Source organism: Pseudomonas sp. 34 E 7, from assembly GCF_900005715.1.
Taxonomy (GTDB): Bacteria; Pseudomonadota; Gammaproteobacteria; order Pseudomonadales; family Pseudomonadaceae; genus Aquipseudomonas; species Aquipseudomonas orientalis_A.
This window is the reverse complement of record NZ_CVTX01000141.1, coordinates 42,742-66,210: the sequence shown is the minus strand read 5'-3', so window position 1 is coordinate 66,210 and position 23,469 is coordinate 42,742. Positions and strand designations below refer to the sequence as shown.

The window sequence follows — 23,469 nt, the reverse complement described above, 5'->3', positions numbered from 1 at the left end:
GGAAAAATTCTGTGGGGCATCTTACCGGGGCCGGCGGTGGGGTTCAAAGGGCGCACCGCTTTTAATGACGAATGCACCGGTGTCCATAACCCCCAGCCAACGGGGCCGGGGCTCCTGGCGCAGTTTTACGGGACAATAAATACCACCGCCAGTGACGAAATTAGAGAAACCTGCGGAAATACCATTGGCACGTTCCGGAAAAAGGGTTAAGGTGGCGTCACTGTGTTGCTTGTGTCACTGAGAATCTCTACACGATATGTTGAATTTCGATCCAACCATCTCCAAGAATTTTTCCTGCTCTTTGCACTCAGTCTCGGCCAGGGCTTTTCCTGAGTCGCAGTTAACTTTGTTCAAGGAGTTACACCATGTCTAATCGCCAAACTGGTACCGTTAAGTGGTTCAACGATGAAAAAGGCTTCGGCTTCATCACTCCACAATCCGGTGACGACCTGTTCGTTCACTTCAAAGCTATCCAATCCGACGGCTTCAAAAGCCTGAAAGAAGGCCAACAGGTTTCTTTCATCGCTACCCGCGGTCAGAAAGGCATGCAAGCTGAAGAAGTTCAAGTTATCTAACTTGTACTGACTTAGTCAAAAAGACCCCGCCCTCAAAAGCGGGGTTTTTTTATGCCTGGGAAAATGTGGGAGGGGGCTTGCCCCCGATAGCGGTGTGTCAGTCGAAGCCTATATCGACTGAAGCGCCGCCATCGGGGGCAAGCCCCCTCCCACATTCAAGCGTTCAAGCGTTCAAGCCTTCAAGCCTTCAAGCCTTCAAGCAGGGTCGTTATTGAAACAACGACTCACTCGACAAGCCGTTCTTCTCCAGGATCTCGCGCAAGCGCTTGAGACCTTCTACCTGAATCTGCCGAACCCGCTCACGGGTCAGGCCGATCTCCAGGCCTACGTCCTCCAGGGTGCTGCTCTCATGGCCGCGCAGGCCGAAGCGGCGAATCACCACCTCACGCTGCTTGTCCGTGAGCTCAGACAGCCACTGGTCGATGCTTTGGGACAAATCGTCGTCCTGCAACAGTTCGCAAGGATCCGTCGGACGATCATCGGTGAGGGTGTCCAGCAGGGTTTTATCCGAATCCGGACCCAGCGAGACGTCAACCGAAGACACGCGCTCGTTCAGGCCAAGCATGCGCTTGACCTCCCCTACCGGTTTTTCCAGCAGGTTGGCGATTTCTTCGGGCGAAGGTTCATGATCGAGTTTCTGTGTCAGCTCCCGTGCTGCCCGCAGGTAGACGTTGAGCTCCTTGACCACATGGATCGGCAACCGGATCGTACGGGTCTGATTCATGATCGCCCGTTCGATGGTCTGGCGAATCCACCAGGTGGCATAGGTCGAGAAGCGAAAGCCCCGTTCAGGGTCGAACTTCTCCACCGCCCGGATCAAGCCCAGGTTGCCCTCCTCGATCAAGTCCAGCAGCGACAATCCGCGATTGACGTAGCGTCGGGCGATTTTAACCACCAGGCGCAGGTTGCTTTCAATCATGCGTTTGCGCCCAGCCGGATCACCCTTCTGCGACAGACGCGCAAAATGGACTTCTTCTTCGGGGGTAAGCAGAGGGGAAAAGCCGATTTCATTGAGGTACAACTGGGTCGCATCGAGCGCCCGGGTGTAGTCGATGTACTTGTGTTGCTTTAACGCGGAGGAGTTCTTGGATTTGGTGCGAACCGAGGGGGGTGAAGCCCTCTCATTATCTGACATCGTTTCCGTAGCGATGCCGGTCTCCATAAGGAGAACCTCATCGTCGATGTCAAACTCCGGCGCTTCTTTACTGAGAGCCATTGTTATAGTCCTTTGGTGAGTTCGACCTCAAGCTCAAGCGACGCCTTTATCCTTGGCAACGCTGGAGCCTGTTCCTTCTACGTGAGGGAACAGGCTGGCAACACATCAACGACGGGGTAGGAATTGCAGTGGATCTACAGGTTTGCCCTGACGGCGAATCTCAAAGTGCAGTTTCACCCGGTCTGTCCCCGTTGAACCCATTTCGGCAATCGTCTGTCCGACCTTGACCTGCTGCCCCTCCCGAACCAACAACCTGCGGTTATGACCGTAGGCACTGACGTAGGTATCGCTGTGTTTGATGATGACCAGCTCGCCGTAGCCCCGTAGACCACTCCCGGCGTACACCACTGTCCCATCAGACGCAGCCAAAACAGGCTGTCCCAAATCCCCGGCGATATCAATGCCTTTATTCAAACTGCCGTTTGAAGAGAATTTTCCAATCAACACACCGTTTGAGGGCCATCCCCATCCGGTCGGCGCAGGCCCCGCAGGAGGCAATGGCGCGGGTGCCGGCTTGCTCGCCACCGAAGGCGAGGCGGTGCCGGCCGGCCGTGTGAATACGGTGGTTTTGCTCGAGGAGGAAGACGAAGAACCGGACTTTGTCACAACTGCCGTAGGCGCCGAACCGGTGCGACCGTCGAAACGAATCGTCTGCCCCGGATGTATCGTATAAGGCAGGGGAATGTTGTTACGAGCTGCAAGCGCCTTGTAATCCCAACCGTAACGGAAGGCAATCGAGAACAACGTGTCGCCCTTGCGTACAACGTACTGGCCCGTGGTCACCATCGGCTTTTGCGGTGCCGCATTCGTGCGGTCGACCACCCGCGCACCACCGGATGGCGTGCTCGAACAGGCGGCCAGTAAGGAACTCAAGACAAGGCCAAGCACCAGTCGCTGAAAGCTTGTTTTACTCATTCGCTGCGCAGGACCTGTGAGACTCACCCGCCGCTCCCTTTGTGGTGGCTGAACATTAACGCCCGTATCAGGCTTGAAATATGACGCAAGTATAACTGGGCACTGGCTTTTTACCGGCACACGGATGAAACGAAAAATTCATCGTGTTTAATGCCGGCTCTCACCCTTGTTGAATCTATAGACCCCGCTGTAAGACACATTCGCGTCTATGGAATTCACTAACAGGGAATAAATGTCAGGCCAGCGGGCCATTGAGCAACGGCACGAACCGCACGGCGCCAAGCACATGCCGGGAAAAGCCGTCGTCCTCGCGAATGATGAGCATCAATTGTTGCACTTCGCCGGAGCCCACCGGGATGACCAGTCGACCGCTAGGCGCCAACTGGTCCAGCAACGCTTGCGGCACATCGGTGGCCACTGCAGTCACGATGATGCCGTTGTAGGGCGCCAATGCAGGCCAGCCTTCCCAGCCATCCCCCCAACGAAACACCACGTTACGCAGGTTCAGCTCCACCAGGCGCTCCTTGGCGCGGTCCTGCAGCACCTTGATGCGCTCAACCGAGAACACCCGCTCGACCAACTGGGACAACACGGCGGTCTGGTAGCCGGAGCCGGTGCCGATTTCCAGCACCTTGTCCAATGGCCCTGCGGCCAGCAACAGTTCGCTCATGCGCGCGACCATATAGGGCTGGGAGATGGTCTGGTTGTGGCCGATCGGCAGCGCGGTGTCTTCGTAGGCGCGGTGTGCCAGGGCTTCGTCGACAAACAGGTGCCGAGGCGTGCGCCGGATCACTTCCAGCACCTGCGCATTGGACAGGCCTTCTTCGTACAGACGCTGGATCAAACGCTCGCGGGTGCGCTGGGAGGTCATCCCGATGCCACGGCGCAGCAGGTCGTCTTGTTCACGAGCCATCAGCGCAGTCCCTCCAGCCAGCCATCCAGACCACTGAAGGCATCACTGAAGGTGCGATCGAATTGCAACGGGGTAATCGATACATAACCTTGCATCACCGCATGAAAGTCCGTGCCCTCACCACCATCCTCGGCGTCGCCGGCCGCCGCGATCCAATAGCCTTCCCTGCCACGCGGGTCGACCACCTTCAAGGGAGCCGCCGCACGGGCACGGTGCCCCAGCCGCGTCAGCTGGATGCCGCGAATATGGTCCAGAGGCAGGTTGGGAATATTGACGTTGAGCACGGTGCGCGGCGGCAGGTCCAGGGAACCGTGCGCCTCCACCAGCTTGCGCGCGTAATACGCCGCCGTGGCCAGGTTATCCAGTTGCCGGGAGGCGAAGGAAAACGCGAACCCGATCCCACCCAGAAAGCGCCCTTCGAGGGCTGCCGCCACGGTGCCGGAATACAGCACATCATCGCCCAGGTTCGCGCCCAGGTTGATGCCCGACACCACCAGGTCCGGCGCGTGTTCCAGCAGGCTGTTGATCGCCAGATGCACACAGTCGGTGGGCGTGCCGTTCACGCTGATAAAGCCATTGGCCAGGACCTTGGGGTGCAACGGACGGTCGAGCGTCAGCGAACTGCTGGCGCCGCTCTTGTCCTGGTCGGGGGCAACCACCACGCACTCGGCGTAATCCGCCAGCGCAGCATGAAGCGCGGCGAGACCGGGTGCGGTGGCACCGTCATCGTTTGATATCAGAATACGCATGGGTTGTCCGTCGGCCCCACCGGCACCAGATCAACAAGCTCGCGCACCAATACAGTGGCAAAGCATCCGGCCGGCAGGACGAATTCCAATTGCAGAATGTCAGGCCCGGGATAATGCCACGTCAACCCGCCAATGGGCAGTCGCAGAATGCGACGTTCTTGGCTCATGCCCGCATTCACTAGCCAATCACGCAGGTCAGCTTCTGCGGCGGCGACAGATTGTTCCAGTTCGTACGTAGGACCCTTCGCCGGCGACTCGCCCTCGCCCCACTGCGGGCCGGTGGGGTGCAGGTCCAGGATCGCCAGGCGCGGGTCGCTGCATTCAGCCTCCCCCGCCGGGAAAAAGCTGCGGCTGTCGGTGAAGGCGAGCAGGTCGCCTACCTGGGCGCGTTGCCACGAGCCGTCAGCGACGCGTGCCGCCAACACTTTGTTGAACAGAAAGCTTCGGGCGGTGGACAGCAGCCGCGAACGCACATTGCGCTGTTCCGGCAAGGCCTTGCGCGCAGCCCAGTCACGGGCATCGACGACATTGCCGCCGTTGTGGCCAAAGCGCTGGGCGCCGAAATAGTTGGGAATGCCGTGCCGGGCAATCAATTGCAGGCGCGCATCGAGGGCGGCGGTATCACCGGCCAACTGGGTCAGGCGCAAGGTGAAGCCGTTGGCTGCATGGGCGCCGCGCTGCAGCTTGCGTTTGTGCCGGGCGGTTTTCAGGATCCTGAGGGTGTCGTTCTCGGCGGCACTCATGTCCGGGCCGGCCTTGCCGGGCAGTTGCACGCTGAACCACTGGCGGGTCAACGCCTGGCGATCCTTGAGCCCGGCATAGCTGACGGTGCGCAACGGCACGCCCGCCGCCTTGGCGATACGCCGCGCCGCTTCCTCGGTATTCAGGCCGCGCTTCTCCACCCACAACCACAAGTGTTCGCCCTCGCCGGTCAGCGGGATGTCGAGCACTTCGTCTACCTGGAAATCTTCGGCAGTGGCCTTCAGCACCGCGCTGCCCAAGGCCTCGCCATAGGCACGCGGGCCGAGTAATTCAAATTCGTTCATGCGCGCAGCAACAAGGCGACGGAGTGCACGGCGATGCCCTCTTCACGACCGGTGAACCCGAGCTTTTCGGTGGTGGTGGCTTTCACGTTGACTTGGTCCAATTCTATTTGCAGGTCTGCGGCAATCAGGGCACGCATGGATTCGATGTGCGGGGCCATTTTTGGCGCCTGGGCCACGATGGTGTTATCGACGTTACCGACTTTCCAGCCCCTGGCATGGATCAAACCCACGACATGGCGCAGCAGGACACGACTGTCCGCGCCCTTGAAGGTTGGATCGGTGTCCGGAAAATGCTTGCCGATATCACCCAACGCCGCTGCGCCGAGCAATGCATCGCTCAAGGCGTGCAGGACAACGTCGCCGTCGGAATGAGCCAGCAGCCCATGATGATGCGCGATACGCACGCCGCCCAAAGTGATGAAATCGCCTTCAGCGAAACGGTGCACATCGTAGCCGTGGCCAATACGCATAAAAAAACGCCCCGATTTAATTCAGGGCGTGATTCTACCTACTTTTGCCTCACATTAACCGAGCAAAGCACGACCATGATGGCGCAAATGGTCATCGATGAAGCTGGCGATAAAGAAGTAGCTGTGGTCATAGCCAGGTTGCAGGCGCAGTTCCAGCGGATGGCCGGCGGCCTTGGCCGCTTGCTGCAGGGCCTCGGGCTTGAGCTGCACGGCGAGGAAATCGTCGCGATCGCCCTGGTCCACCAACAGCGGCAACTGTTCCGAGGCTTCGCTGATCAGTACGCAGGCATCCCATTCACGCCACTTCGAGCGCTCCTCTCCCAGGTAATGGGAAAAGGCTTTCTGGCCCCAGGGACAATCCATCGGATTGCTGATCGGCGAAAACGCCGACACTGACTGGTAACGCCCGGGGTTGCGCAGCGCACAGACCAACGCACCGTGGCCGCCCATCGAGTGACCGCTGATGCCGCGCTTGTCCGAAGCCGGAAAATGCGCTTCCACCAGCGCCGGCAATTCCTGCACCACGTAATCATGCATCCGATAATGCCTGGCCCAGGGTTGCTGGGTGGCATTGAGGTAAAAACCTGCGCCGAGGCCGAAGTCCCAGGCATTGTCCGGGTCATCGGCAACACCGGGGCCGCGCGGGCTGGTATCCGGAGCCACGATGATCAAGCCCAGCTCGGCGGCCATGCGCTGGGCGCCGGCCTTCTGCATGAAATTCTCGTCGGTACAGGTCAGGCCGGACAGCCAATACAGCACAGGCAGCTTGCCGCCCTGCTCCGCTTGCGGCGGCAGGTAGACCGCGAAGGTCATGTCGCAATCGAGCACATCGGAGTGATGCTTATAGCGTTTGTGCCAGCCGCCGAAGCTTTTCTGGCAGGACAGGTTTTCCAGACTCATGGCCGACCTCAGAAATGGATGACGGTACGAATGCTCTTGCCTTCATGCATCAGGTCAAACGCTTTGTTGATGTCTTCCAGGCCCATGGTGTGGGTGATAAACGTGTCCAGCGGAATCTCGCCGGTCTGGGCCATGTCCACGTAGCTTGGCAATTCGCTGCGTCCGCGTACGCCGCCGAATGCCGACCCGCGCCAGACGCGACCGGTCACCAGTTGGAAAGGACGGGTGGAAATTTCCTGGCCGGCGCCGGCCACGCCGATGATCACCGACTCACCCCAGCCTTTGTGGCAGCACTCCAGGGCCGCACGCATCAGTTGGACATTGCCGATGCACTCGAAGGAAAAGTCCACACCGCCATCGGTCAAATCGACAATCACGTCCTGGATCGGGCGGTCGTAGTCTTTCGGGTTGATGCAGTCGGTAGCACCCAGCTGCTTGGCGATTTCGAATTTGGCCGGGTTGATGTCGATGGCAATGATGCGACCCGCCTTGGCTTTCACCGCACCAATCACCGCCGACAGACCGATACCGCCCAGACCGAAGATGGCCACGGTGTCGCCCGGCTTGACCTTGGCGGTGTTGAGCACCGCACCGATACCGGTGGTGACGCCGCAACCGAGCAGGCAGACTTTTTCCAGCGGCGCGTCTTTAGAAATCTTGGCCACCGAAATTTCCGGCAGCACGGTGTACTCGGAAAACGTCGAGGTGCCCATGTAGTGGAAAATCGGCTCGCCTTTGTAGGAGAAACGCGTGGTGCCGTCAGGCATCAAGCCTTTGCCCTGAGTGGCACGGATGGCCTGGCAGAGGTTGGTCTTGCCTGACAGACAGAATTTGCACTTGCCGCATTCCGGGGTGTACAGCGGGATCACATGGTCGCCAACGGCAACCGAGGTCACGCCTTCACCAATGGCCTCGACCACTGCACCGCCTTCATGACCCAGAATCGACGGGAAGATGCCTTCCGGGTCCGCGCCCGACAGCGTGTAGGCGTCGGTGTGACACACGCCGGAGGCGACCACGCGCAACAGCACTTCACCCGCCTTGGGCATGGCGACATCGACTTCCACGATCTCGAGAGGTTTATTGGCTTCGAAGGCTACGGCGGCGCGGGACTTGATCATCCGGGTTTCTCCATGGAGTTGAACATTGATGGAATGAGTGTAAACCATGGCTTATTGATTAATAATCCAGGCAAAAGCAAAACATTATTGCCATATGGGGACAATCAACGTGTTGGAAAACCGCTGGGAAGGCATCGATGAGTTCGTCGCCGTGGCCGAATGCAGCCAATTCACGGCAGCGGCCGAGCGCCTGGGGGTGTCGTCGTCCCATATCAGCCGCCAGGTGGCGCGCCTGGAAGAACGCCTGCAAACGCGACTGCTGTATCGCAGTACGCGCAAGGTGACGCTGACCGAAGCGGGCCAGACCTTCCTGCACCACTGTCAACGTTTGCAGGACGGTCGCGAAGAAGCCCTGCGTGCAGTGGGCGACCTGACCAGCGAACCCAAGGGCATGTTGCGCATGACCTGCGCGGTGGCCTATGGCGAACGTTTTATCGTGCCCCTCGTCACAAGGTTCATGGCGCTCTATCCGCAGTTGCGGGTCGATATCGAGCTGAGCAACCGCCCGCTGGACCTGGTGCACGAAGGGCTCGACCTGGCGATTCGCCTCGGGCGCCTGCAAGACTCGCGCATGGTCGCCAGTCGCCTGGCCCCTCGGCGCATGTACCTGTGCGCGTCACCTTCCTACCTCGAACGGTATGGTCGGCCACATAGCTTGTCGGAACTGAGTCGGCACAACTGCCTGATCGGCAGTTCGGATATCTGGCAACTGGCCCAGGACGGACGCGAATTTTCCCAGCGGGTGCAGGGCAACTGGCGCTGCAACAGTGGGCAGGCGGTGCTGGATGCAGCGCTGCAAGGTGTGGGGTTATGCCAGTTGCCGGACTATTACGTGCTGGAGCATTTGCAACACGGGACGCTGGTGTCGTTGCTCGAGGCCCACCAACCGCCAAATACCGCGGTGTGGGCGCTGTACCCGCAGCAACGGCATTTGTCGCCGAAAGTCAGGAAGCTGGTGGATTTTCTCAAGGAAGGCTTGGGTGACCATCCGGTTTATCGAGCATAAACAATTACCGCCCGTGTATTGCCTGGTTAGCGGTCAATAGCCGCTTTGACTGCACAAACCAGGCAAGCCGATGACGTCCAACGCCCAACAGCTTCAGCATATCAATCACTTTGTCCGCAAGGTCCTGGCGGACTTCCCAGTGCCCAGCGCCATTGCCGCTCAATTGCTGTGTGAGCATCTGCAACCGTTCAGCCAGGAAACACTGGATCCGGACACCACATTCCTGACCACGCTTGAATACAACACCGACCACCCCAACGCGGCGTACAACGCACAGATCGTCCAATCCATGAGCCTGACCGAGGCCATGATCTGCAATGCACCCCATGCCCCAGGCGGCATGATCAACACCACGGGTTTTTCCACCACCGCGCCTTACTTCACGATCGTGACCGAACTGCCGCGCCTGACGGATAACCGCATACCGCAAATGTTCAACGAAGAGTTCATTACGTCCAGCTGGATCCCGCCCAGGCGCTATGAAGCGCTCTACCGGCAAAGCGACCCTCAGGTTTACGATCCGACTACCCAATTGGCGATTGCGCCTGCCGTTCTCAGGAGGGTCATCGACTCAAGCCACTTCGAACAGACCTACGACAAGGCCGTCACACTGTTCTGGGACGAGCATCGGGACAACTACACCACCCTGATGCGCATCGCATTTACCAAGGCCTACCTCCATCAGTACGCAGAATTCACGCTCACCCTGGCAGAACGGCAGCTCGCCGCCCGAGCGGCAGGTATCGGCGTCGACAAGGACGCCGGCAACCTGACCCTCGAAGACTTCCAGGCGCCCTACTCACCGGATGCAAACCTGACCGTACGGGTGCTGCGCATCCATCAATTCGAAGCCACCGACATCCTCACGATTACCGACAACCAGAGCCAGATCACGCTGGCGTACATCCCGGGAAACTCCTCGCCCATCCATGGTTTCAATACCCCGAAAGACATGCGCAGTGCGCTGGTGAAACTGGCCGGGGATCCGACCCTGCGCAAAGCCCTGACCAACCACTTTGAACCCGACTCGGTTGACTCCGGCCTGCTCTACAGGGGTGTCGAGGAAGCATTGATCGGCATGGCGATGTACCCGAAATCCTCCAGCCCTCCCGGTTTTTTCAACAGTTTGTTGCACAACGGCTATTGGGACCCGGAGCAATACATCAATAACCCGCTGTATCCGGCGCTCAGAAGTGACCCATTTGCGTTCATCGCACGCCAGATCCGCACTCGCATTGCCAAGCTGGCGGCAAAAACCATTGTCTCGCCTCTGGACACGTTCAAGGCCGATACCCTCGACGTTCTGGAAAAGGCCTGCATGCTGGCGATCCCCGTGGCGCTGACCATGGGCGCGGCGTTGCTGGCGGAGTTTTGCTTCGTGACATCGGGCTTGACTGCAATGGCCATCGGCGCCGATGACGTGATCAAGAACAAACCCCACGCCGTCGAGCGCATTGTGTTCGGCGCCTTGAACGCGCTCCCGGTGGTTATCCACGGCATCGGTAAAGGGGTGAGCAATTTTGAGACGTTGCGACCTGGGCTTGGCCAGGCCACGCGGGCAGAGGAAGGCCAGATCAGTGTCCGGGTCATGACTGAAGCCCCCGCGTCGGCCGAAACCGAGACTCGCCCCCTGATCGCTACGACCGCCCCCAGTGGCTTGCAGAGCGTCAGGATTCAGGGCGAGACCTTCCTGACCTACAAAAAACCGAATGCCGGGGGCCTTTTCGAGTTATTCGTAAACAATCCAGAAGCCCCGGAAAAGATCCAATCCACCGGTCTCTACGCGATTCAAAGCGCCGACCTGCAATGGCGACGTGCCGGGCTGGCCGGAGGCGGGGCATTTCGCAATGCCTGGCAACGGGTTTACACACTGTTCGGCGGCGCCGAGAACGCAAGCTTCTTCAGCCTCTACGAGATGCCTGCGCACGTTCGCGAGACGCTCGTGGAAATGCTCACTGACACCAGCTTGTTTTCGGAAGACTTCGAACCCGTCGGCACGGCTGCACAATCGATCAACAGCACCCGGAAACTGTTTTTCGAGAAAAGAAGCCAATTAAACCGCGATTCGGCGATCTTCTTTAACCGCCTGCCCTATTCACCCCTGCAGCCGGTACTCCCGCGCTTGAGCTTGAACGAGCCGCAGCAAAGTATTATCGAGAAATTGCTGCGCGCCAGTGATGGCCTCGTGATCGGCGAAAGCCACAGCGCCGAATCGAGCAAAGCCTTTCTGATCGATAACATGCAGCTACTCGCCAGCCAGGGCGTCAAACGCCTCTACTTCGAACATCTGCTGACGGATGTGCATATTCCGATGCTGAGGGCGTTTTATCGGTCCAAGAACGCACCGATGGCCGAGGAGCTGACAAATTTTCTGAACGGGATCTACCCATTGCCCCAAAACCGTTATTACTCATTCAGACATGTCGTGAGCAAAGCCCGAGACGCCGGGATCAAGGTTCAGCCGATCGACTGCATCGTGAGCTACATACTTCGCGATATGCGCGACAGCACGGGCACCCTGCGCCAGCGGATGATGAACTATTACGCCACCGAGGTGATCCAGTGGGTCCAGACCTTCAAGCGCAGACCCGGAAAATGGATCGCACTGGTGGGCGATACCCATACCAATACCTTCAAGGGTATCCCTGGGCTGGCAGAACTCACCGGCAGCATCGGCCTGCGGATAGAAGATAGAGTGGGCGCCCAACCTTTAGGCATCGAAGTCGACCCGGGGCGCACTGCCAGCCTGGGCCTCAATAAAGGGGAAGGCACAGTCAAAGCCAACCTGGTGTTGCGCGTTGACCCTGCCGCCCTGCAGCACTCAATGGAGCCACAGCCCGGCCCTTCGCACAGTCGAGTGATGTCGTCGGCCGAGACATTGCTGACGCAACCGGGCCAATTCATGCTCCGCGAGGCCAGCCACATTGACTATCGGTCCCGACGTGGGGAACTGCGCAATGTCAGGATCAATAGCCAGAAGGGCCGGTACTTCATCGAGGCGTCCGGCTGGTCTATCGACCAGAAGCCATTCGACAGCATTGAGGCATTGGTCAGCGAGCTGAGAACCCAGCCCGGGATGCGGCAAGTCTACCGCTAAGGGTCAGGACCCTTGATAACCCCGGCGCTGACGCAGCCATTCGAGGTCTTCGGGGCGGGTGACCTTGATGTTGTCCGCACGCCCTTCGACCAGCCGCGGCGCCTGGCCGGACCATTCCATGGCCGAGGCTTCGTCGGTGATCATGGCGTCGGCGACCAGGCTGTCGGCCAGGGCGCGGTGCAAGGCGCCGAGGCGAAACATCTGCGGCGTGTAGGCTTGCCAGATCATGCTGCGGTCGACGGTTTCCACCACGCGACCACGCTTGTCGACGCGCTTGAGGGTGTCACGAGCCGGCACCGCCAGCAGGCCACCCACAGGGTCATCCGCCAGCTCTGCCAGGAGTTTGTCGAGGTCATCACGGCCCAGGTTGGGACGCGCAGCATCGTGCACCAACACCCAGTCATCATCACTGGCGCCCAGGGCGTTGAGATGCAGCAGCGCGTTGAGCACCGAGCCCGAGCGTTCCGAGCCACCGTCCGCACGCTGGATACGCGGGTCGGTGGCGCACGACAGGGTGGGCCAATAGGGATCATCGACAGCCAGACTGACCACCAGGCCCTTGAGCGAGGGATGGTCGAGAAAACAGCCGAGGCTGTGTTCGAGAATAGTGCGCCCGCCCAGTTGCAGGTATTGCTTGGGACGGTCCGCGGCCATACGGGCACCGACGCCCGCGGCAGGAATCACGGCCCAGAAGGCCGGTAAATCAGCGTTCATTGGGCCAACTGGTAGAGGGTCTCGCCCTCCTTGACCATGCCCAACTCATGGCGAGCCCGCTCTTCAACGGTCTCCGTACCTTTTTTCAGCTCCAGCACTTCAGCATCGAGGACGCGGTTGCGCTCCAGCAGGCGTTCGTTTTCGGCGTGCTGGTCGGCAATTTGCTGGGTCAGCTCTTCCACCTGCGCAAAGCTGCCATTACCGACCCATAGGCGGTACTGCAGGCCAGCCAGCAACAAGAGCAAGACGAGGAACAACCAATTGGGACTGCGCATCGAAATCCGGGTATCCAGTGAAAAAAGACCGTCATGCAAACCTTTTGCAGCAACTGATAGCACGAAGCCTGGAAAAACCAGGCTTGTGCTTGTCAGTCAGCAGATTAGCGCCGAAATGCCCACTGTCGTGAGATTTCCGACGCAATCCGCCGACTTTTTACCATTTACTGCTCAGCCGCGAAACTCGCCGCGACCGTTGTACTTGGCTTTACCCGCCAATTGCTCTTCGATGCGCAGCAATTGGTTGTACTTGGACACACGGTCCGAACGGCACAGGGAACCGGTCTTGATCTGGCCCGCCGAGGTCCCCACGGCCAGGTCGGCAATGGTGGAATCTTCGGTTTCGCCGGAGCGGTGGGAGATCACGGCAGTGTAACCCGCAGCCTTGGCCATCTGGATGGCTTCCAGGGTTTCGGTCAGGGTGCCGATCTGGTTGAACTTGATCAGGATCGAGTTGGCGATCTTCTTGTCGATGCCCTCTTTCAGGATCTTGGTGTTGGTCACGAACAGGTCGTCGCCTACCAACTGGATTTTCTCGCCGATCTTGTCGGTGAGGATTTTCCAGCCGTCCCAGTCGGACTCGTCCAGGCCGTCTTCGATCGAGATGATCGGGTAGCGCTCGGTCAGGCCCTTGAGGTAGTCGGCGAAACCTTCGGAGTTGAACACCTGGCCTTCGCCGGACAGGTTGTATTTACCGTCTTCATAGAATTCGCTGGCGGCGCAGTCCAGGGCCAGGGTCACGTCGGTGCCCAGCTTGTAGCCGGCGTTGGCCACGGCTTCGGAGATCACTTTCAGTGCATCTTCGTTGGACGCCAGGTTGGGCGCGAAACCACCTTCATCACCCACCGCAGTGCTCAGGCCACGGGCCTTCAGCACAGCCTTGAGGTGATGGAAAATCTCGGTGCCCATGCGCAGGCCTTCGGAGAAGGTCTTGGCGCCCACTGGCTGCACCATGAATTCCTGGATATCGACGTTGTTATCAGCGTGCTCGCCACCGTTGATGATGTTCATCATCGGCACCGGCATCGAGTACACGCCCGGAGTGCCGTTCAGGTTGGCGATGTGCGCGTACAACGGCAGGTCCTGATCCTGGGCAGCCGCCTTGGCAGCGGCCAGGGAGACGGCGAGGATCGCATTGGCGCCGAGGCTGCCTTTGTTTTCGGTGCCGTCGAGCTTGATCATCGCGTGGTCCAGGGCTTTCTGGTCCAGCGGGTCCTTGCCCAGCAACAGATCACGGATCGGGCCGTTGATGTTGGCTACTGCCTTGAGTACACCCTTGCCCAGGTAACGGCTCTTGTCGCCATCACGCAGTTCCAGCGCTTCACGGGAACCTGTGGAAGCACCGGACGGCGCGCAGGCGCTGCCGATGATGCCGTTATCGAGAAGCACATCGGCTTCGACGGTGGGGTTGCCACGGGAGTCGAGAACTTCACGACCTTTGATGTCGACGATTTTTGCCATTGTTGTAAACACTCCAAAGTTGACGAAAACGACGCAGCTGAAGGAAATCTTTTGACCGACCGCAAGGGTGGAACAACAGGGCAGGCTTGCAGACGACAAGGCCCAGGCCTGGGGCCTGAGCATAAAGCGTGGGAAATTCTACCGGAGAAACGCCGCTTACGCGGTCTCTACCGTCGGAAAACTCTTGACCAGCTCGTCCAACTGCTTGAGCTGGGCCAGGAACGGCTCCAGCTTGTCCAGGCGCAGGGCACAAGGGCCGTCGCACTTGGCGTTGTCCGGGTCCGGGTGGGCTTCCAGGAACAGGCCGGCAAGGGACTGGCTCATGCCCGCCTTGGCCAGGTCGGTGACCTGGGCGCGACGCCCACCGGCGGAGTCCGAGCGACCGCCGGGCATTTGCAGCGCGTGGGTCACGTCGAAGAACACCGGGTATTCGAACTGTTTCATGATGCCGAAACCGAGCATGTCCACCACGAGGTTGTTGTAGCCGAAGCTCGAGCCACGCTCGCAGAGGATCAACTGGTCGTTACCCGCTTCCACGCATTTGCTCAGGATATGCTTCATTTCCTGAGGTGCGAGGAACTGGGCTTTCTTGATGTTGATCACAGCGCCGGTCCTGGCCATCGCGACAACGAGGTCGGTCTGGCGCGACAGGAAGGCCGGCAGCTGGATGATGTCGCACACCTCGGCAACCACGGCAGCCTGCTCAGGCTCGTGGACGTCGGTGATGATCGGCACGCCGAAGGCTTGCTTGATGTCCTGGAAGATCCGCATGCCTTCTTCGAGACCCGGGCCGCGATAGGAGGTCACGGACGAACGGTTGGCCTTGTCGAAGCTGGCCTTGAACACATAAGGGATACCCAGTTTCTGGGTAACCCGCACGTACTCTTCACAGACCTGCATCGCCATGTCGCGGCTTTCCAGTACGTTCATGCCGCCGAACAGCACCATGGGCTTGTCGTTGGCAATTTCGATGTCACCTACGCGAATGATCTTCTGGGCCATCAGGGTTATGCCTTCTTCTGATGTTGCGTCAGTGCAGCTTTGACGAAACCGCTGAACAACGGATGACCGTCGCGCGGCGTCGAGGTGAACTCAGGGTGGAACTGGCAGGCCACGAACCACGGGTGATCCGGCGCCTCGACCACTTCAACCAACGCGCCATCGCCGGAGCGACCGGAGATTTTCAGGCCGGCCTCTTTGATTTGCGGCAGCAGGTTGTTGTTCACTTCGTAGCGATGACGGTGACGCTCGACGATCACGTCCTTGCCATAGCAATCGTGAACCAGCGAACCCGGCTCCAGCAGGCAATCCTGCGCACCAAGGCGCATGGTGCCGCCCAGGTCGGAGCTTTCGGTACGGGTTTCGACGGCGCCGGTGGCGTCTTCCCACTCGGTGATCAGGCCCACGACCGGATGGCCGCTGGTGTGATCGAACTCGGTGGAGTTGGCGTCTTTCCAGCCCATCACGTTACGGGCGAACTCGATAACGGCCACTTGCATGCCCAGGCAGATACCCAGGTAAGGCACCTTGTTCTCGCGAGCGTATTGCACGGCAGTGATCTTGCCTTCCACGCCACGCAGGCCGAAACCGCCGGGAACCAGGATCGCGTCCACGCCTTCAAGCAGCGCGGTGCCCTGGTTCTCGATGTCTTCGGAATCGATGTAGCGCAGGTTGACCTTGGTACGGTTGCTGATGCCGGCGTGACTCATCGCTTCGATCAGCGACTTGTACGCATCCAGCAGTTCCATGTACTTGCCGACCATGGCGATGGTGACTTCGTGCTCAGGGTTGAGCTTGGCATCGACCACCGCTTCCCACTCGGACAGGTCCGCGCCATTGCATTGCAGGCCGAAACGCTCGACCACAAAATCGTCCAGGCCTTGCGAATGCAGGATGCCCGGGATCTTGTAGATGGTGTCGGCGTCTTCCAGGGCAATCACCGCACGTTCTTCAACGTTGGTGAATTGCGCGATCTTGCGACGCGAGGAAATGTCGATCGGGTGATCGGAGCGGCATACCAGCACGTCCGGCTGCAGGCCGATGGAACGCAGTTCCTTGACCGAGTGCTGGGTAGGCTTGGTTTTGGTTTCGCCGGCGGTCGCGATGTAGGGCACCAAGGTCAGGTGCATCAGCATTGCGCGCTTGGCGCCGACTTCGAAACGCAACTGGCGGATGGCTTCGAGGAACGGTTGGGATTCGATGTCACCCACGGTGCCACCAATCTCGACCATCGCCACGTCGGCATCGCCCGCACCCTTGATGATGCGGCGCTTGATTTCGTCGGTGATGTGCGGGATCACCTGGATGGTTGCACCCAGGTAGTCACCACGGCGCTCCTTGCGCAGCACGTGCTCGTAGACGCGGCCGGTGGTGAAGTTGTTGTTCTGGGTCATGGTCGTGCGGATGAACCGCTCGTAGTGGCCCAGGTCCAGGTCGGTCTCGGCGCCGTCATGCGTGACGAACACTTCACCGTGCTGGAACGGGCTCATGGTGCCCGGGTCGACGTTGATGTACGGGTCCAGCTTGAGCATGGTGACTTTAAGCCCCCGCGCCTCCAGGATGGCCGCCAATGAAGCGGAGGCAATGCCTTTCCCCAATGAAGAAACAACACCGCCCGTGACGAATATGTAGCGCGTCATGAAAAACCCTAGAAGTCTGCGTTAAAGCGGTCCGAGCCGCCGGGGAAAGCGAAGAGAGGCCGAAGCCCCCGATCACCTGCATTAATCACAGTGCACCTTTCAAAAAAACCGCCGCGTTGTGACAGACCAGCAATGGAACACCGGTACGTTGATCGCTACACATTTTTTGGAATCGCCCAGCAAAGACTGCTTGGTAATCGGCAACTGCTGCGATTCAGGCGAATCCACAGAAGTTGTATCAAGAAGGGAGCGTAGTCTACCGGAAAGGCGCTATCAGCTCAAACCTTGATCGCAGGTCTGCGGCAACCAATCTAATTGCCCGTGATCTGCCGACCCGGCCCATGGCCCCGCGATGGTTGGGACAGCCAGCAATTGCTCACCCCGGTAGACCAGCGGCAATCTGCCACGGACAAAGCCGGGCACGCCACTTTCGTTGAGCAGGCGCTTGAGGTCGCGACGACCTCGCCCCGGCACGTCGATGACTTCGCCGCCCTGCCGATAACGGATCACCAAAGAACCTGAAGGTGCCTCGCCGACAAATCGAAGCTGACCATTGCCAGGTAACTCCAGTGGGTTTCGCGGATCGGGCCAGCTTACCGATGCGTCGGAGAATTCGGACCAAATAGAAGGCAACCACCAGATGCGCTCGCCGCAACGGTGTAACTCGCCGTCGGCCAGGCGCCATACGGGCTGTGCATCGCCCTTGGCATCGCGCAGGGAACACCAGCCGGCCCAGTGATCGCTGTCGGGCAGGCGGGTCAGTGGGTTCAGCCAGTGACGCAGGGCGTTGCGCTGGCGGGCGTCGGAAAGCTCGCGCAAGGGCGCCAGGGCCAAGGATGGCAAAAGCAACCAGGGAAACGCTGAAGGCTGATCGGCGGCGTTCAGGTCCATGTGCGCCAGCTCATCGAGCAGCCCCTGGGCTTCGTTGAGGTGTTCGGCAGTACGGGCCAGACTTGAGGCTGCCTGGGGCCAGCGCTGCGTAAGCAATGGAAATACTTGATGGCGCAGATAATTACGGGAGAAGCGTGGATCAGCGTTCGAAGGGTCTTCGATCCACTTCAAGTGATGTTGGTGGGCGTAAGCTTGCAGCTCGCCACGGGCCACCTCCAGCAGCGGCCGCACCAGATGCCCCGCCGCCAACGTACGATGCGCAGGCATTGCGGCAAGCCCGCGCACACCCGCACCGCGCAGCAGGCGGAACAACAGGGTTTCGGCCTGATCGTCGCGATGCTGGCCGGTGAGCAACACCTCCCCTGCCCCGATCACCCCGGCGAAGGCCAGATAACGTGCGTCACGAGCCGCGCGCTCAAGGCTGGCACCGGGTGGTACTTGCACGCGCAGGATGCGCAAGCGCACGCCCAGGCTGTCGCAGACCGACTGGCAATGAGCGGGCCACGCATCGGCGGCCGCTTGCAGGCCATGATGAACATGCACGGCGCAGAGGGGCGGTAATGTTTCGGACTTTGCCAGGGTGGCCAGAAGATGCAGCAGCACGGTGGAATCGAGCCCACCAGAGAACGCGATGTGCCAGGCCGGGGCATTGCGCCAGGGGGCCAGGGTTTTCAGAAGTCGGGCCGGCAGGATTGATTTCATCACAGGTTACCGCCGCAAATCTGAAATACGTCCGTCAAGCATACACAAAGCAAATGTGGGAGGGGGCTTGCCCCCCGATAGCAGTGGGCCAGTCAACAGATGTTGTGACTGACACTCAGCAATCGGGAGCAAGCCCCCTCCCACATTAAGTGACGGCGTCGGCTTAGAGGCCGTAGCTCATCAGGCGCTCATAACGACGGGCCAGCAGCGCTTCGTTATCGAGCTTCTTGAGCATCGCCAGTTGCGCGCCCAGCTCGGCGCGGATGGTGGCGGCAGCGGCAGCCGGGTCACGGTGTGCGCCGCCCAGTGGCTCGGCGATCACTTTGTCCACGATCCCCAGGCCTTTGAGGCGGTCAGCAGTGATGCCCATGGCTTCAGCAGCGTCCGGCGCCTTTTCGGCGGTTTTCCACAGGATCGAGGCGCAACCTTCCGGCGAAATCACCGCGTAGGTCGAATATTGCAGCATGTTCAACTGGTCGCAGACGCCAATGGCCAGTGCACCGCCGGAACCGCCTTCACCGATCACAGTCGCGATGATCGGGGTTTTCAGGCGCGCCATGACGCGCAGGTTCCAGGCAATCGCCTCGCTCTGGTTGCGCTCTTCGGCGTCGATCCCAGGGTAGGCACCCGGCGTGTCGATGAACGTCAGGATCGGCATCTTGAAGCGCTCGGCCATTTCCATCAGGCGGCACGCCTTGCGGTAGCCTTCCGGACGCGGCATGCCGAAGTTGCGACGCACTTTTTCGCGCACTTCACGGCCTTTCTGATGACCGATCACCATCACCGGCTGGTCGTCCAGGCGAGCGATACCGCCCACGATGGCCGCGTCGTCCGAGAAGTGGCGGTCGCCATGCAGCTCGTCGAATTCGGTGAAGATATGCTGAATGTAGTCCAGGGTGTACGGACGGCGCGGGTGGCGGGCCAGGCGCGCGATCTGCCAGCTGGTCAGCTTGCCGAAGATGTCTTCGGTGAGCGTGCTGCTCTTGTCTTGCAGGCGGGCGATCTCATCGCCGATATTCAGCGAATTATCGTTGCCGACCAGGCGCAGCTCTTCGATCTTGGCTTGCAGGTCAGCGATCGGCTGTTCGAAATCAAGAAAATTCGGGTTCATAAGCGTCCGTCTTGGGTCGACGGCCAAGGGGTGCCTGGCCAGCCGGTTGTCTATTCGCGCCCTACCTTAAGGGAGAGGCGCGGTTAGGTCGAGATTAAATGTTCAGCCGAGGTCAGGGGTGCTGACCGTCAACGGTATTGGAGGAAGACGTTGTCTCGCCCGAACTGGTCACGCAAAGCTTGAATCAAGCCGTCAGCCGGATCAATTCGCCAGGTCTCGCCAAACTGCAACATGGCCTTGGCGTCGTTGCCGGTGTACTCCATGGTCACCGGGCACGCGCCACGGTGACGCTTGAGCAGGTCACCCAACCAGCGTAGCTGATCGCCCTTGAGTGCCTCGGTCTTGACCTTCAGGCGCAGGCTTTCGGCCAGGTTTGTGCGTGCATCTTCCATGCTCATCACCCGCTTGATGCGCAGGCGCAGGCCACCGGAGAAGTCGTCGTTGCTGACCTCCCCTTCCACCACCACCATGGCGTCGGTCTGCAGCAGCGACTGGGCGGAGTGGAACGCGTCGGCAAACAGCGAGGCTTCGATCCGGCCCGAGCGGTCATCGAGGGTGATGAAGCCCATCTTGTCGCCCTTCTTATTTTTCATCACGCGCAGGGCGATGATCATGCCGGCGACGGTCTGGGTATCCCGCGCCGGCTTCAGGTCGATGATGCGCTGGCGGGCAAAACGGCGGATTTCGCCTTCGTACTCGTCAATCGGGTGACCGGTGAGGTACAGGCCCAAGGTGTCTTTCTCGCCCTTGAGACGTTCCTTGAGGGTCAGATCCTTGGCCTTGCGGTGATTGGCATACACATCCGCGTCTTCTTCGACGAACAACCCGCCAAACAGGTCGGCGTGGCCGCTGTCATGGGTACGGGCGGTCTGTTCGGCAGCCTTGATCGCTTCTTCCATAGCGGTGAGCAACACCGCGCGATTGCGGTCGATATTGGCCTGATAGGCCTTCGGCTCGTCATGGAAGTACGGGCCAAGGCGGTCCAGCGCGCCGCTGCGGATCAGGCCGTCGAGGGTACGCTTGTTGATGCGCTTGAGGTCGACCCGCGCGCAGAAGTCGAACAGATCCTTGAAAGGCCCGTCCTGGCGCGCTTCGGTGATGGCTTCCACCGGGCCTTCACCGACCCCCTTGATCGCGCCGAGACCATAAATGATGCGGCCTTCGTCGTTCACCGTGAACTTGAACTCCGAGGCGTTCACGTCCGGCGCGTCGAGGCGCAGCTTCATGGTGCGCACTTCCTCGATCAAGGTCACGACCTTGTCGGTGTTGTGCATATCCGCCGAGAGTACCGCCGCCATGAACGGCGCCGGATAGTGGGCTTTCAGCCAGGCGGTCTGGTACGACACCAGGCCATAGGCGGCGGAGTGGGATTTGTTGAAGCCGTAACCGGCGAATTTCTCCACCAGGTCGAAGATGTTACCCGCAAGGTCAGCGTCAATATTGTTGGTGGCACAGCCCTCAATGAAACCGCCGCGCTGCTTGGCCATTTCCTCGGGTTTCTTTTTACCCATGGCGCGACGCAACATGTCCGCACCGCCGAGGGTGTAGCCCGCCATGACCTGGGCAATCTGCATCACCTGTTCCTGATACAGGATGATGCCGTAGGTCGGCGCCAGTACCGGCTTGAGGCCTTCGTACTGATAGTCCGAATGCGGGTACGCCAGTTCGGCGCGGCCGTGCTTACGGTTGATGAAGTCATCCACCATGCCGGACTGCAACGGCCCCGGACGGAACAGGGCCACCAGTGCGATCAAGTCTTCCAGGCAGTCGGGCTTGAGCTTTTTGATCAGCTCCTTCATGCCCCGTGATTCAAGCTGGAACACTGCCGTGGTTTCGGCTTTTTGCAGCAGGCTGTAGGTCGGTTTATCATCCAGCGGGATGAACGCGATATCCAGCGGCTCCTCGCCCACCTTGGCGCGGTCGCGGTTGATGGTCTTGAGCGCCCAGTCGATGATCGTCAGGGTGCGCAGGCCGAGGAAGTCGAACTTCACCAGGCCGGCCGCCTCCACGTCATCCTTGTCGAACTGGGTAACCAGGCCGTCACCTTCTTCGTCGCAGTAGATCGGCGAGAAGTCAGTCAGCTTGGTCGGCGCGATCACCACGCCACCGGCGTGTTTACCGACGTTACGCACCACGCCTTCGAGCTTGCGCGCCATGTCCCAGATTTCGGCGGCTTCTTCATCGACCTTGATGAAGTCGCGCAGGATTTCTTCCTGCTCGTAGGCTTTTTCCAGGGTCATGCCGACTTCGAACGGGATCATCTTCGACAGGCGGTCGGCCAGGCCGTAGGACTTGCCCTGCACCCGGGCCACGTCGCGGATTACCGCCTTGGCGGCCATGGAACCGAAGGTGATGATCTGGCTCACCGCATTGCGGCCGTACTTCTCGGCCACGTATTCGATCACCCGATCGCGACCGTCCATGCAGAAGTCGACGTCGAAGTCGGGCATGGATACCCGTTCCGGGTTCAGGAAGCGTTCGAACAGCAGGTCATATTCCAACGGGTCAAGGTCGGTGATCTTCTGCACGTAGGCCACCAACGAGCCCGCACCTGACCCCCGGCCCGGACCTACCGGTACGCCGTTGTTCTTGGCCCACTGGATAAAGTCCATCACGATCAGGAAGTAGCCGGGGAACCCCATCTGGATAATGATATCCAGCTCGAAATTCAGCCGGTCGACGTAGACCTGGCGTTTGGCTTCGTAGTCTTCAGTAGTGTCTTTGGGCAACAGGACGCGCAGGCGATCCTCAAGGCCGTCGAACGACACTTTGCGGAAGTACTCATCAATGGTCATGCCATCGGGAATCGGGAAGTTGGGCAAAAAGTGCTTGCCCAGCTTCACTTCGATGTTGCAGCGCTTGGCGATTTCGACCGAGTTTTCCAGGGCCTCGGGCAAGTCGCTGAACAGTTCGGCCATTTCCTCGGCGCTTTTGAGGTACTGCTCTTCGCTGTAGTTCTTCGAGCGGCGCGGGTCATCCAGGGCGCGGCCTTCGCCGATGCACACGCGCGTTTCGTGGGCTTCGAAATCTTCCTTCTTGATAAAGCGCACATCGTTGGTCGCCACCAGCGGCGCGCCCAGCTTGTCGGCCAGGGCCACGGCGGCGTGCAGATGCTCTTCATCGTTGGGACGATTGGTGCGTTGCACTTCGAGGTAGAAGCGGTCGGGGAAAACCTGCATCCATTCGCGGGCCAGCACTTCGGCTTCCTGCGGATTGCCACCCAGCAGCGCGATACCGATCTCGCCCTCCTTGGCGGCCGAGAGCATGATCACGCCTTCGCTGGCTTCGGCCACCCACTCGCGCTCGATGATGATCGAGCCATTTCGCTGACCATCGATAAATCCACGGGAAATCAGCTCGGTCAGGTTGCGATAACCCACGCCGTTCATCGCCAGCAGGCTGATGCGGCTCAGCGGGTTATCCGGGTCCTTGTTGGACAACCACAGGTCGGCGCCGCAGATCGGCTTGATACCTGCGCCCATGGCGTTTTTGTAGAACTTGACCAGGGAGCACATGTTGTTCTGGTCGGTAACCGCCACCGCCGGCATGTTCATGCCCACCAGGGTCTTGACCAGCGGCTTGATCCGTACCAGGCCGTCGACCAGGGAGTATTCAGTGTGCAGGCGTAGATGAACGAATGAAGCCGGCATAGTGATCCTGTGCAATAA

19 protein-coding genes are annotated in these 23,469 nt (G+C 59.9%); 3 read left to right on the top strand and 16 right to left on the bottom strand.

What is annotated here, in order from left to right; translation table 11 throughout:
• Nucleotides 1-365: 365 nt before the first annotated feature.
• On the top strand, nucleotides 366-575 hold the full coding sequence (locus BFP96_RS13735) for a cold-shock protein (protein ID WP_002554837.1): 210 nt from the start codon (nucleotides 366-368) through the stop codon (nucleotides 573-575).
• Between the two features lie 208 nt (nucleotides 576-783).
• On the opposite strand, the gene rpoS is transcribed toward BFP96_RS13735, so the two are convergent.
• From rpoS to BFP96_RS13695, 8 genes are all read right to left on the bottom strand, one after another.
• Nucleotides 784-1,791, bottom strand: coding sequence for an RNA polymerase sigma factor RpoS (gene rpoS / locus BFP96_RS13730; protein ID WP_065886111.1), 1,008 nt, complete (start codon nucleotides 1,789-1,791; stop codon nucleotides 784-786).
• A 105-nt stretch (nucleotides 1,792-1,896) separates the two neighbouring features.
• Nucleotides 1,897-2,733, bottom strand: a complete 837-nt coding sequence (locus tag BFP96_RS13725) for a peptidoglycan DD-metalloendopeptidase family protein (protein ID WP_065886110.1) — start codon at nucleotides 2,731-2,733, stop codon at nucleotides 1,897-1,899.
• A 208-nt stretch (nucleotides 2,734-2,941) separates the two neighbouring features.
• Nucleotides 2,942-3,577 carry a protein-L-isoaspartate(D-aspartate) O-methyltransferase gene (locus tag BFP96_RS13720; RefSeq protein WP_170876009.1) on the bottom strand — a complete coding sequence of 212 codons (636 nt, stop codon included), beginning with the start codon at nucleotides 3,575-3,577 and terminating at the stop codon, nucleotides 2,942-2,944.
• A gap of 41 nt (nucleotides 3,578-3,618) precedes the next feature.
• Nucleotides 3,619-4,368 carry a 5'/3'-nucleotidase SurE gene (gene surE, locus BFP96_RS13715; protein ID WP_065886108.1) on the bottom strand — a complete coding sequence of 250 codons (750 nt, stop codon included), beginning with the start codon at nucleotides 4,366-4,368 and terminating at the stop codon, nucleotides 3,619-3,621.
• On the bottom strand, nucleotides 4,356-5,414 hold the full coding sequence (truD, locus tag BFP96_RS13710; RefSeq protein ID WP_065936414.1) for a tRNA pseudouridine(13) synthase TruD: 1,059 nt from the start codon (nucleotides 5,412-5,414) through the stop codon (nucleotides 4,356-4,358). Before truD ends, surE begins: the two co-directional genes overlap by 13 nt.
• Complete coding sequence (ispF, locus tag BFP96_RS13705; RefSeq protein WP_057723182.1) at nucleotides 5,411-5,884, bottom strand: 2-C-methyl-D-erythritol 2,4-cyclodiphosphate synthase; 474 nt, start codon at nucleotides 5,882-5,884, stop codon at nucleotides 5,411-5,413. The genes truD and ispF overlap by 4 nt, the downstream gene beginning before the upstream one ends.
• A 54-nt stretch (nucleotides 5,885-5,938) precedes the next feature.
• Entirely contained in the window at nucleotides 5,939-6,784 is an 846-nt protein-coding gene (gene fghA / locus BFP96_RS13700) for an S-formylglutathione hydrolase (protein ID WP_065893382.1), read from the bottom strand.
• An 8-nt stretch (nucleotides 6,785-6,792) separates the two neighbouring features.
• Nucleotides 6,793-7,905 (bottom strand): S-(hydroxymethyl)glutathione dehydrogenase/class III alcohol dehydrogenase, encoded by a 1,113-nt coding sequence (locus BFP96_RS13695; RefSeq protein WP_065893381.1) that lies wholly within the window; start codon nucleotides 7,903-7,905, stop codon nucleotides 6,793-6,795.
• Nucleotides 7,906-7,999: 94 nt separating this feature from the next.
• Here BFP96_RS13695 and BFP96_RS13690 point away from each other — a divergent pair, with 94 nt between their 5' ends.
• Both BFP96_RS13690 and BFP96_RS13685 read left to right on the top strand, forming a co-directional pair.
• Entirely contained in the window at nucleotides 8,000-8,911 is a 912-nt protein-coding gene (locus BFP96_RS13690; protein WP_165386127.1) for a LysR substrate-binding domain-containing protein, read from the top strand.
• 70 nt (nucleotides 8,912-8,981) lie between these two features.
• Nucleotides 8,982-12,008 (top strand): dermonecrotic toxin domain-containing protein, encoded by a 3,027-nt coding sequence (locus BFP96_RS13685; protein WP_065936413.1) that lies wholly within the window; start codon nucleotides 8,982-8,984, stop codon nucleotides 12,006-12,008.
• A gap of 3 nt (nucleotides 12,009-12,011) precedes the next feature.
• On the opposite strand, the gene ispD is transcribed toward BFP96_RS13685, so the two are convergent.
• The 8 genes from ispD to dnaE all read right to left on the bottom strand — a co-directional run bounded on the left by ispD (nucleotide 12,012) and on the right by dnaE (nucleotide 23,451).
• Nucleotides 12,012-12,722, bottom strand: coding sequence for a 2-C-methyl-D-erythritol 4-phosphate cytidylyltransferase (ispD, locus tag BFP96_RS13680; protein WP_065936412.1), 711 nt, complete (start codon nucleotides 12,720-12,722; stop codon nucleotides 12,012-12,014).
• Complete coding sequence (gene ftsB / locus BFP96_RS13675) at nucleotides 12,719-12,997, bottom strand: cell division protein FtsB (RefSeq protein ID WP_057723188.1); 279 nt, start codon at nucleotides 12,995-12,997, stop codon at nucleotides 12,719-12,721. Before ftsB ends, ispD begins: the two co-directional genes overlap by 4 nt.
• A gap of 171 nt (nucleotides 12,998-13,168) precedes the next feature.
• Complete coding sequence (gene eno, locus BFP96_RS13670) at nucleotides 13,169-14,458, bottom strand: phosphopyruvate hydratase (RefSeq protein WP_065880069.1); 1,290 nt, start codon at nucleotides 14,456-14,458, stop codon at nucleotides 13,169-13,171.
• Nucleotides 14,459-14,614: 156 nt separating this feature from the next.
• Nucleotides 14,615-15,460 carry a 3-deoxy-8-phosphooctulonate synthase gene (gene kdsA / locus BFP96_RS13665; RefSeq protein ID WP_065886101.1) on the bottom strand — a complete coding sequence of 282 codons (846 nt, stop codon included), beginning with the start codon at nucleotides 15,458-15,460 and terminating at the stop codon, nucleotides 14,615-14,617.
• 5 nt (nucleotides 15,461-15,465) lie between these two features.
• Nucleotides 15,466-17,097 (bottom strand): CTP synthase, encoded by a 1,632-nt coding sequence (locus BFP96_RS13660; RefSeq protein ID WP_065886100.1) that lies wholly within the window; start codon nucleotides 17,095-17,097, stop codon nucleotides 15,466-15,468.
• Between the two features lie 273 nt (nucleotides 17,098-17,370).
• Nucleotides 17,371-18,690, bottom strand: a complete 1,320-nt coding sequence (gene tilS / locus BFP96_RS13655; protein WP_065896983.1) for a tRNA lysidine(34) synthetase TilS — start codon at nucleotides 18,688-18,690, stop codon at nucleotides 17,371-17,373.
• Between the two features lie 163 nt (nucleotides 18,691-18,853).
• On the bottom strand, nucleotides 18,854-19,801 hold the full coding sequence (locus BFP96_RS13650) for an acetyl-CoA carboxylase carboxyltransferase subunit alpha (protein WP_057723192.1): 948 nt from the start codon (nucleotides 19,799-19,801) through the stop codon (nucleotides 18,854-18,856).
• A gap of 128 nt (nucleotides 19,802-19,929) precedes the next feature.
• On the bottom strand, nucleotides 19,930-23,451 hold the full coding sequence (gene dnaE / locus BFP96_RS13645; RefSeq protein ID WP_065893375.1) for a DNA polymerase III subunit alpha: 3,522 nt from the start codon (nucleotides 23,449-23,451) through the stop codon (nucleotides 19,930-19,932).
• Between the last annotated feature and the right edge of the window lie 18 nt (nucleotides 23,452-23,469).

Coding starts and splice junctions, on each gene's coding strand:
- BFP96_RS13735 (WP_002554837.1), top strand. CDS start 366: ATGTCTAATCGCCAAACTGGTACCGTTAAGTGGTTCAACGATGAAAAA.
- rpoS (WP_065886111.1), bottom strand. CDS start 1,791: ATGGCTCTCAGTAAAGAAGCGCCGGAGTTTGACATCGACGATGAGGTT.
- BFP96_RS13720 (WP_170876009.1), bottom strand. CDS start 3,577: ATGACCTCCCAGCGCACCCGCGAGCGTTTGATCCAGCGTCTGTACGAA.
- surE (WP_065886108.1), bottom strand. CDS start 4,368: ATGCGTATTCTGATATCAAACGATGACGGTGCCACCGCACCCGGTCTC.
- truD (WP_065936414.1), bottom strand. CDS start 5,414: ATGAACGAATTTGAATTACTCGGCCCGCGTGCCTATGGCGAGGCCTTG.
- ispF (WP_057723182.1), bottom strand. CDS start 5,884: ATGCGTATTGGCCACGGCTACGATGTGCACCGTTTCGCTGAAGGCGAT.
- fghA (WP_065893382.1), bottom strand. CDS start 6,784: ATGAGTCTGGAAAACCTGTCCTGCCAGAAAAGCTTCGGCGGCTGGCAC.
- BFP96_RS13695 (WP_065893381.1), bottom strand. CDS start 7,905: ATGATCAAGTCCCGCGCCGCCGTAGCCTTCGAAGCCAATAAACCTCTC.
- BFP96_RS13690 (WP_165386127.1), top strand. CDS start 8,000: ATGGGGACAATCAACGTGTTGGAAAACCGCTGGGAAGGCATCGATGAG.
- BFP96_RS13685 (WP_065936413.1), top strand. CDS start 8,982: ATGACGTCCAACGCCCAACAGCTTCAGCATATCAATCACTTTGTCCGC.
- ispD (WP_065936412.1), bottom strand. CDS start 12,722: ATGAACGCTGATTTACCGGCCTTCTGGGCCGTGATTCCTGCCGCGGGC.
- ftsB (WP_057723188.1), bottom strand. CDS start 12,997: ATGCGCAGTCCCAATTGGTTGTTCCTCGTCTTGCTCTTGTTGCTGGCT.
- eno (WP_065880069.1), bottom strand. CDS start 14,458: ATGGCAAAAATCGTCGACATCAAAGGTCGTGAAGTTCTCGACTCCCGT.
- kdsA (WP_065886101.1), bottom strand. CDS start 15,460: ATGGCCCAGAAGATCATTCGCGTAGGTGACATCGAAATTGCCAACGAC.
- BFP96_RS13660 (WP_065886100.1), bottom strand. CDS start 17,097: ATGACGCGCTACATATTCGTCACGGGCGGTGTTGTTTCTTCATTGGGG.
- tilS (WP_065896983.1), bottom strand. CDS start 18,690: ATGAAATCAATCCTGCCGGCCCGACTTCTGAAAACCCTGGCCCCCTGG.
- BFP96_RS13650 (WP_057723192.1), bottom strand. CDS start 19,801: ATGAACCCGAATTTTCTTGATTTCGAACAGCCGATCGCTGACCTGCAA.
- dnaE (WP_065893375.1), bottom strand. CDS start 23,451: ATGCCGGCTTCATTCGTTCATCTACGCCTGCACACTGAATACTCCCTG.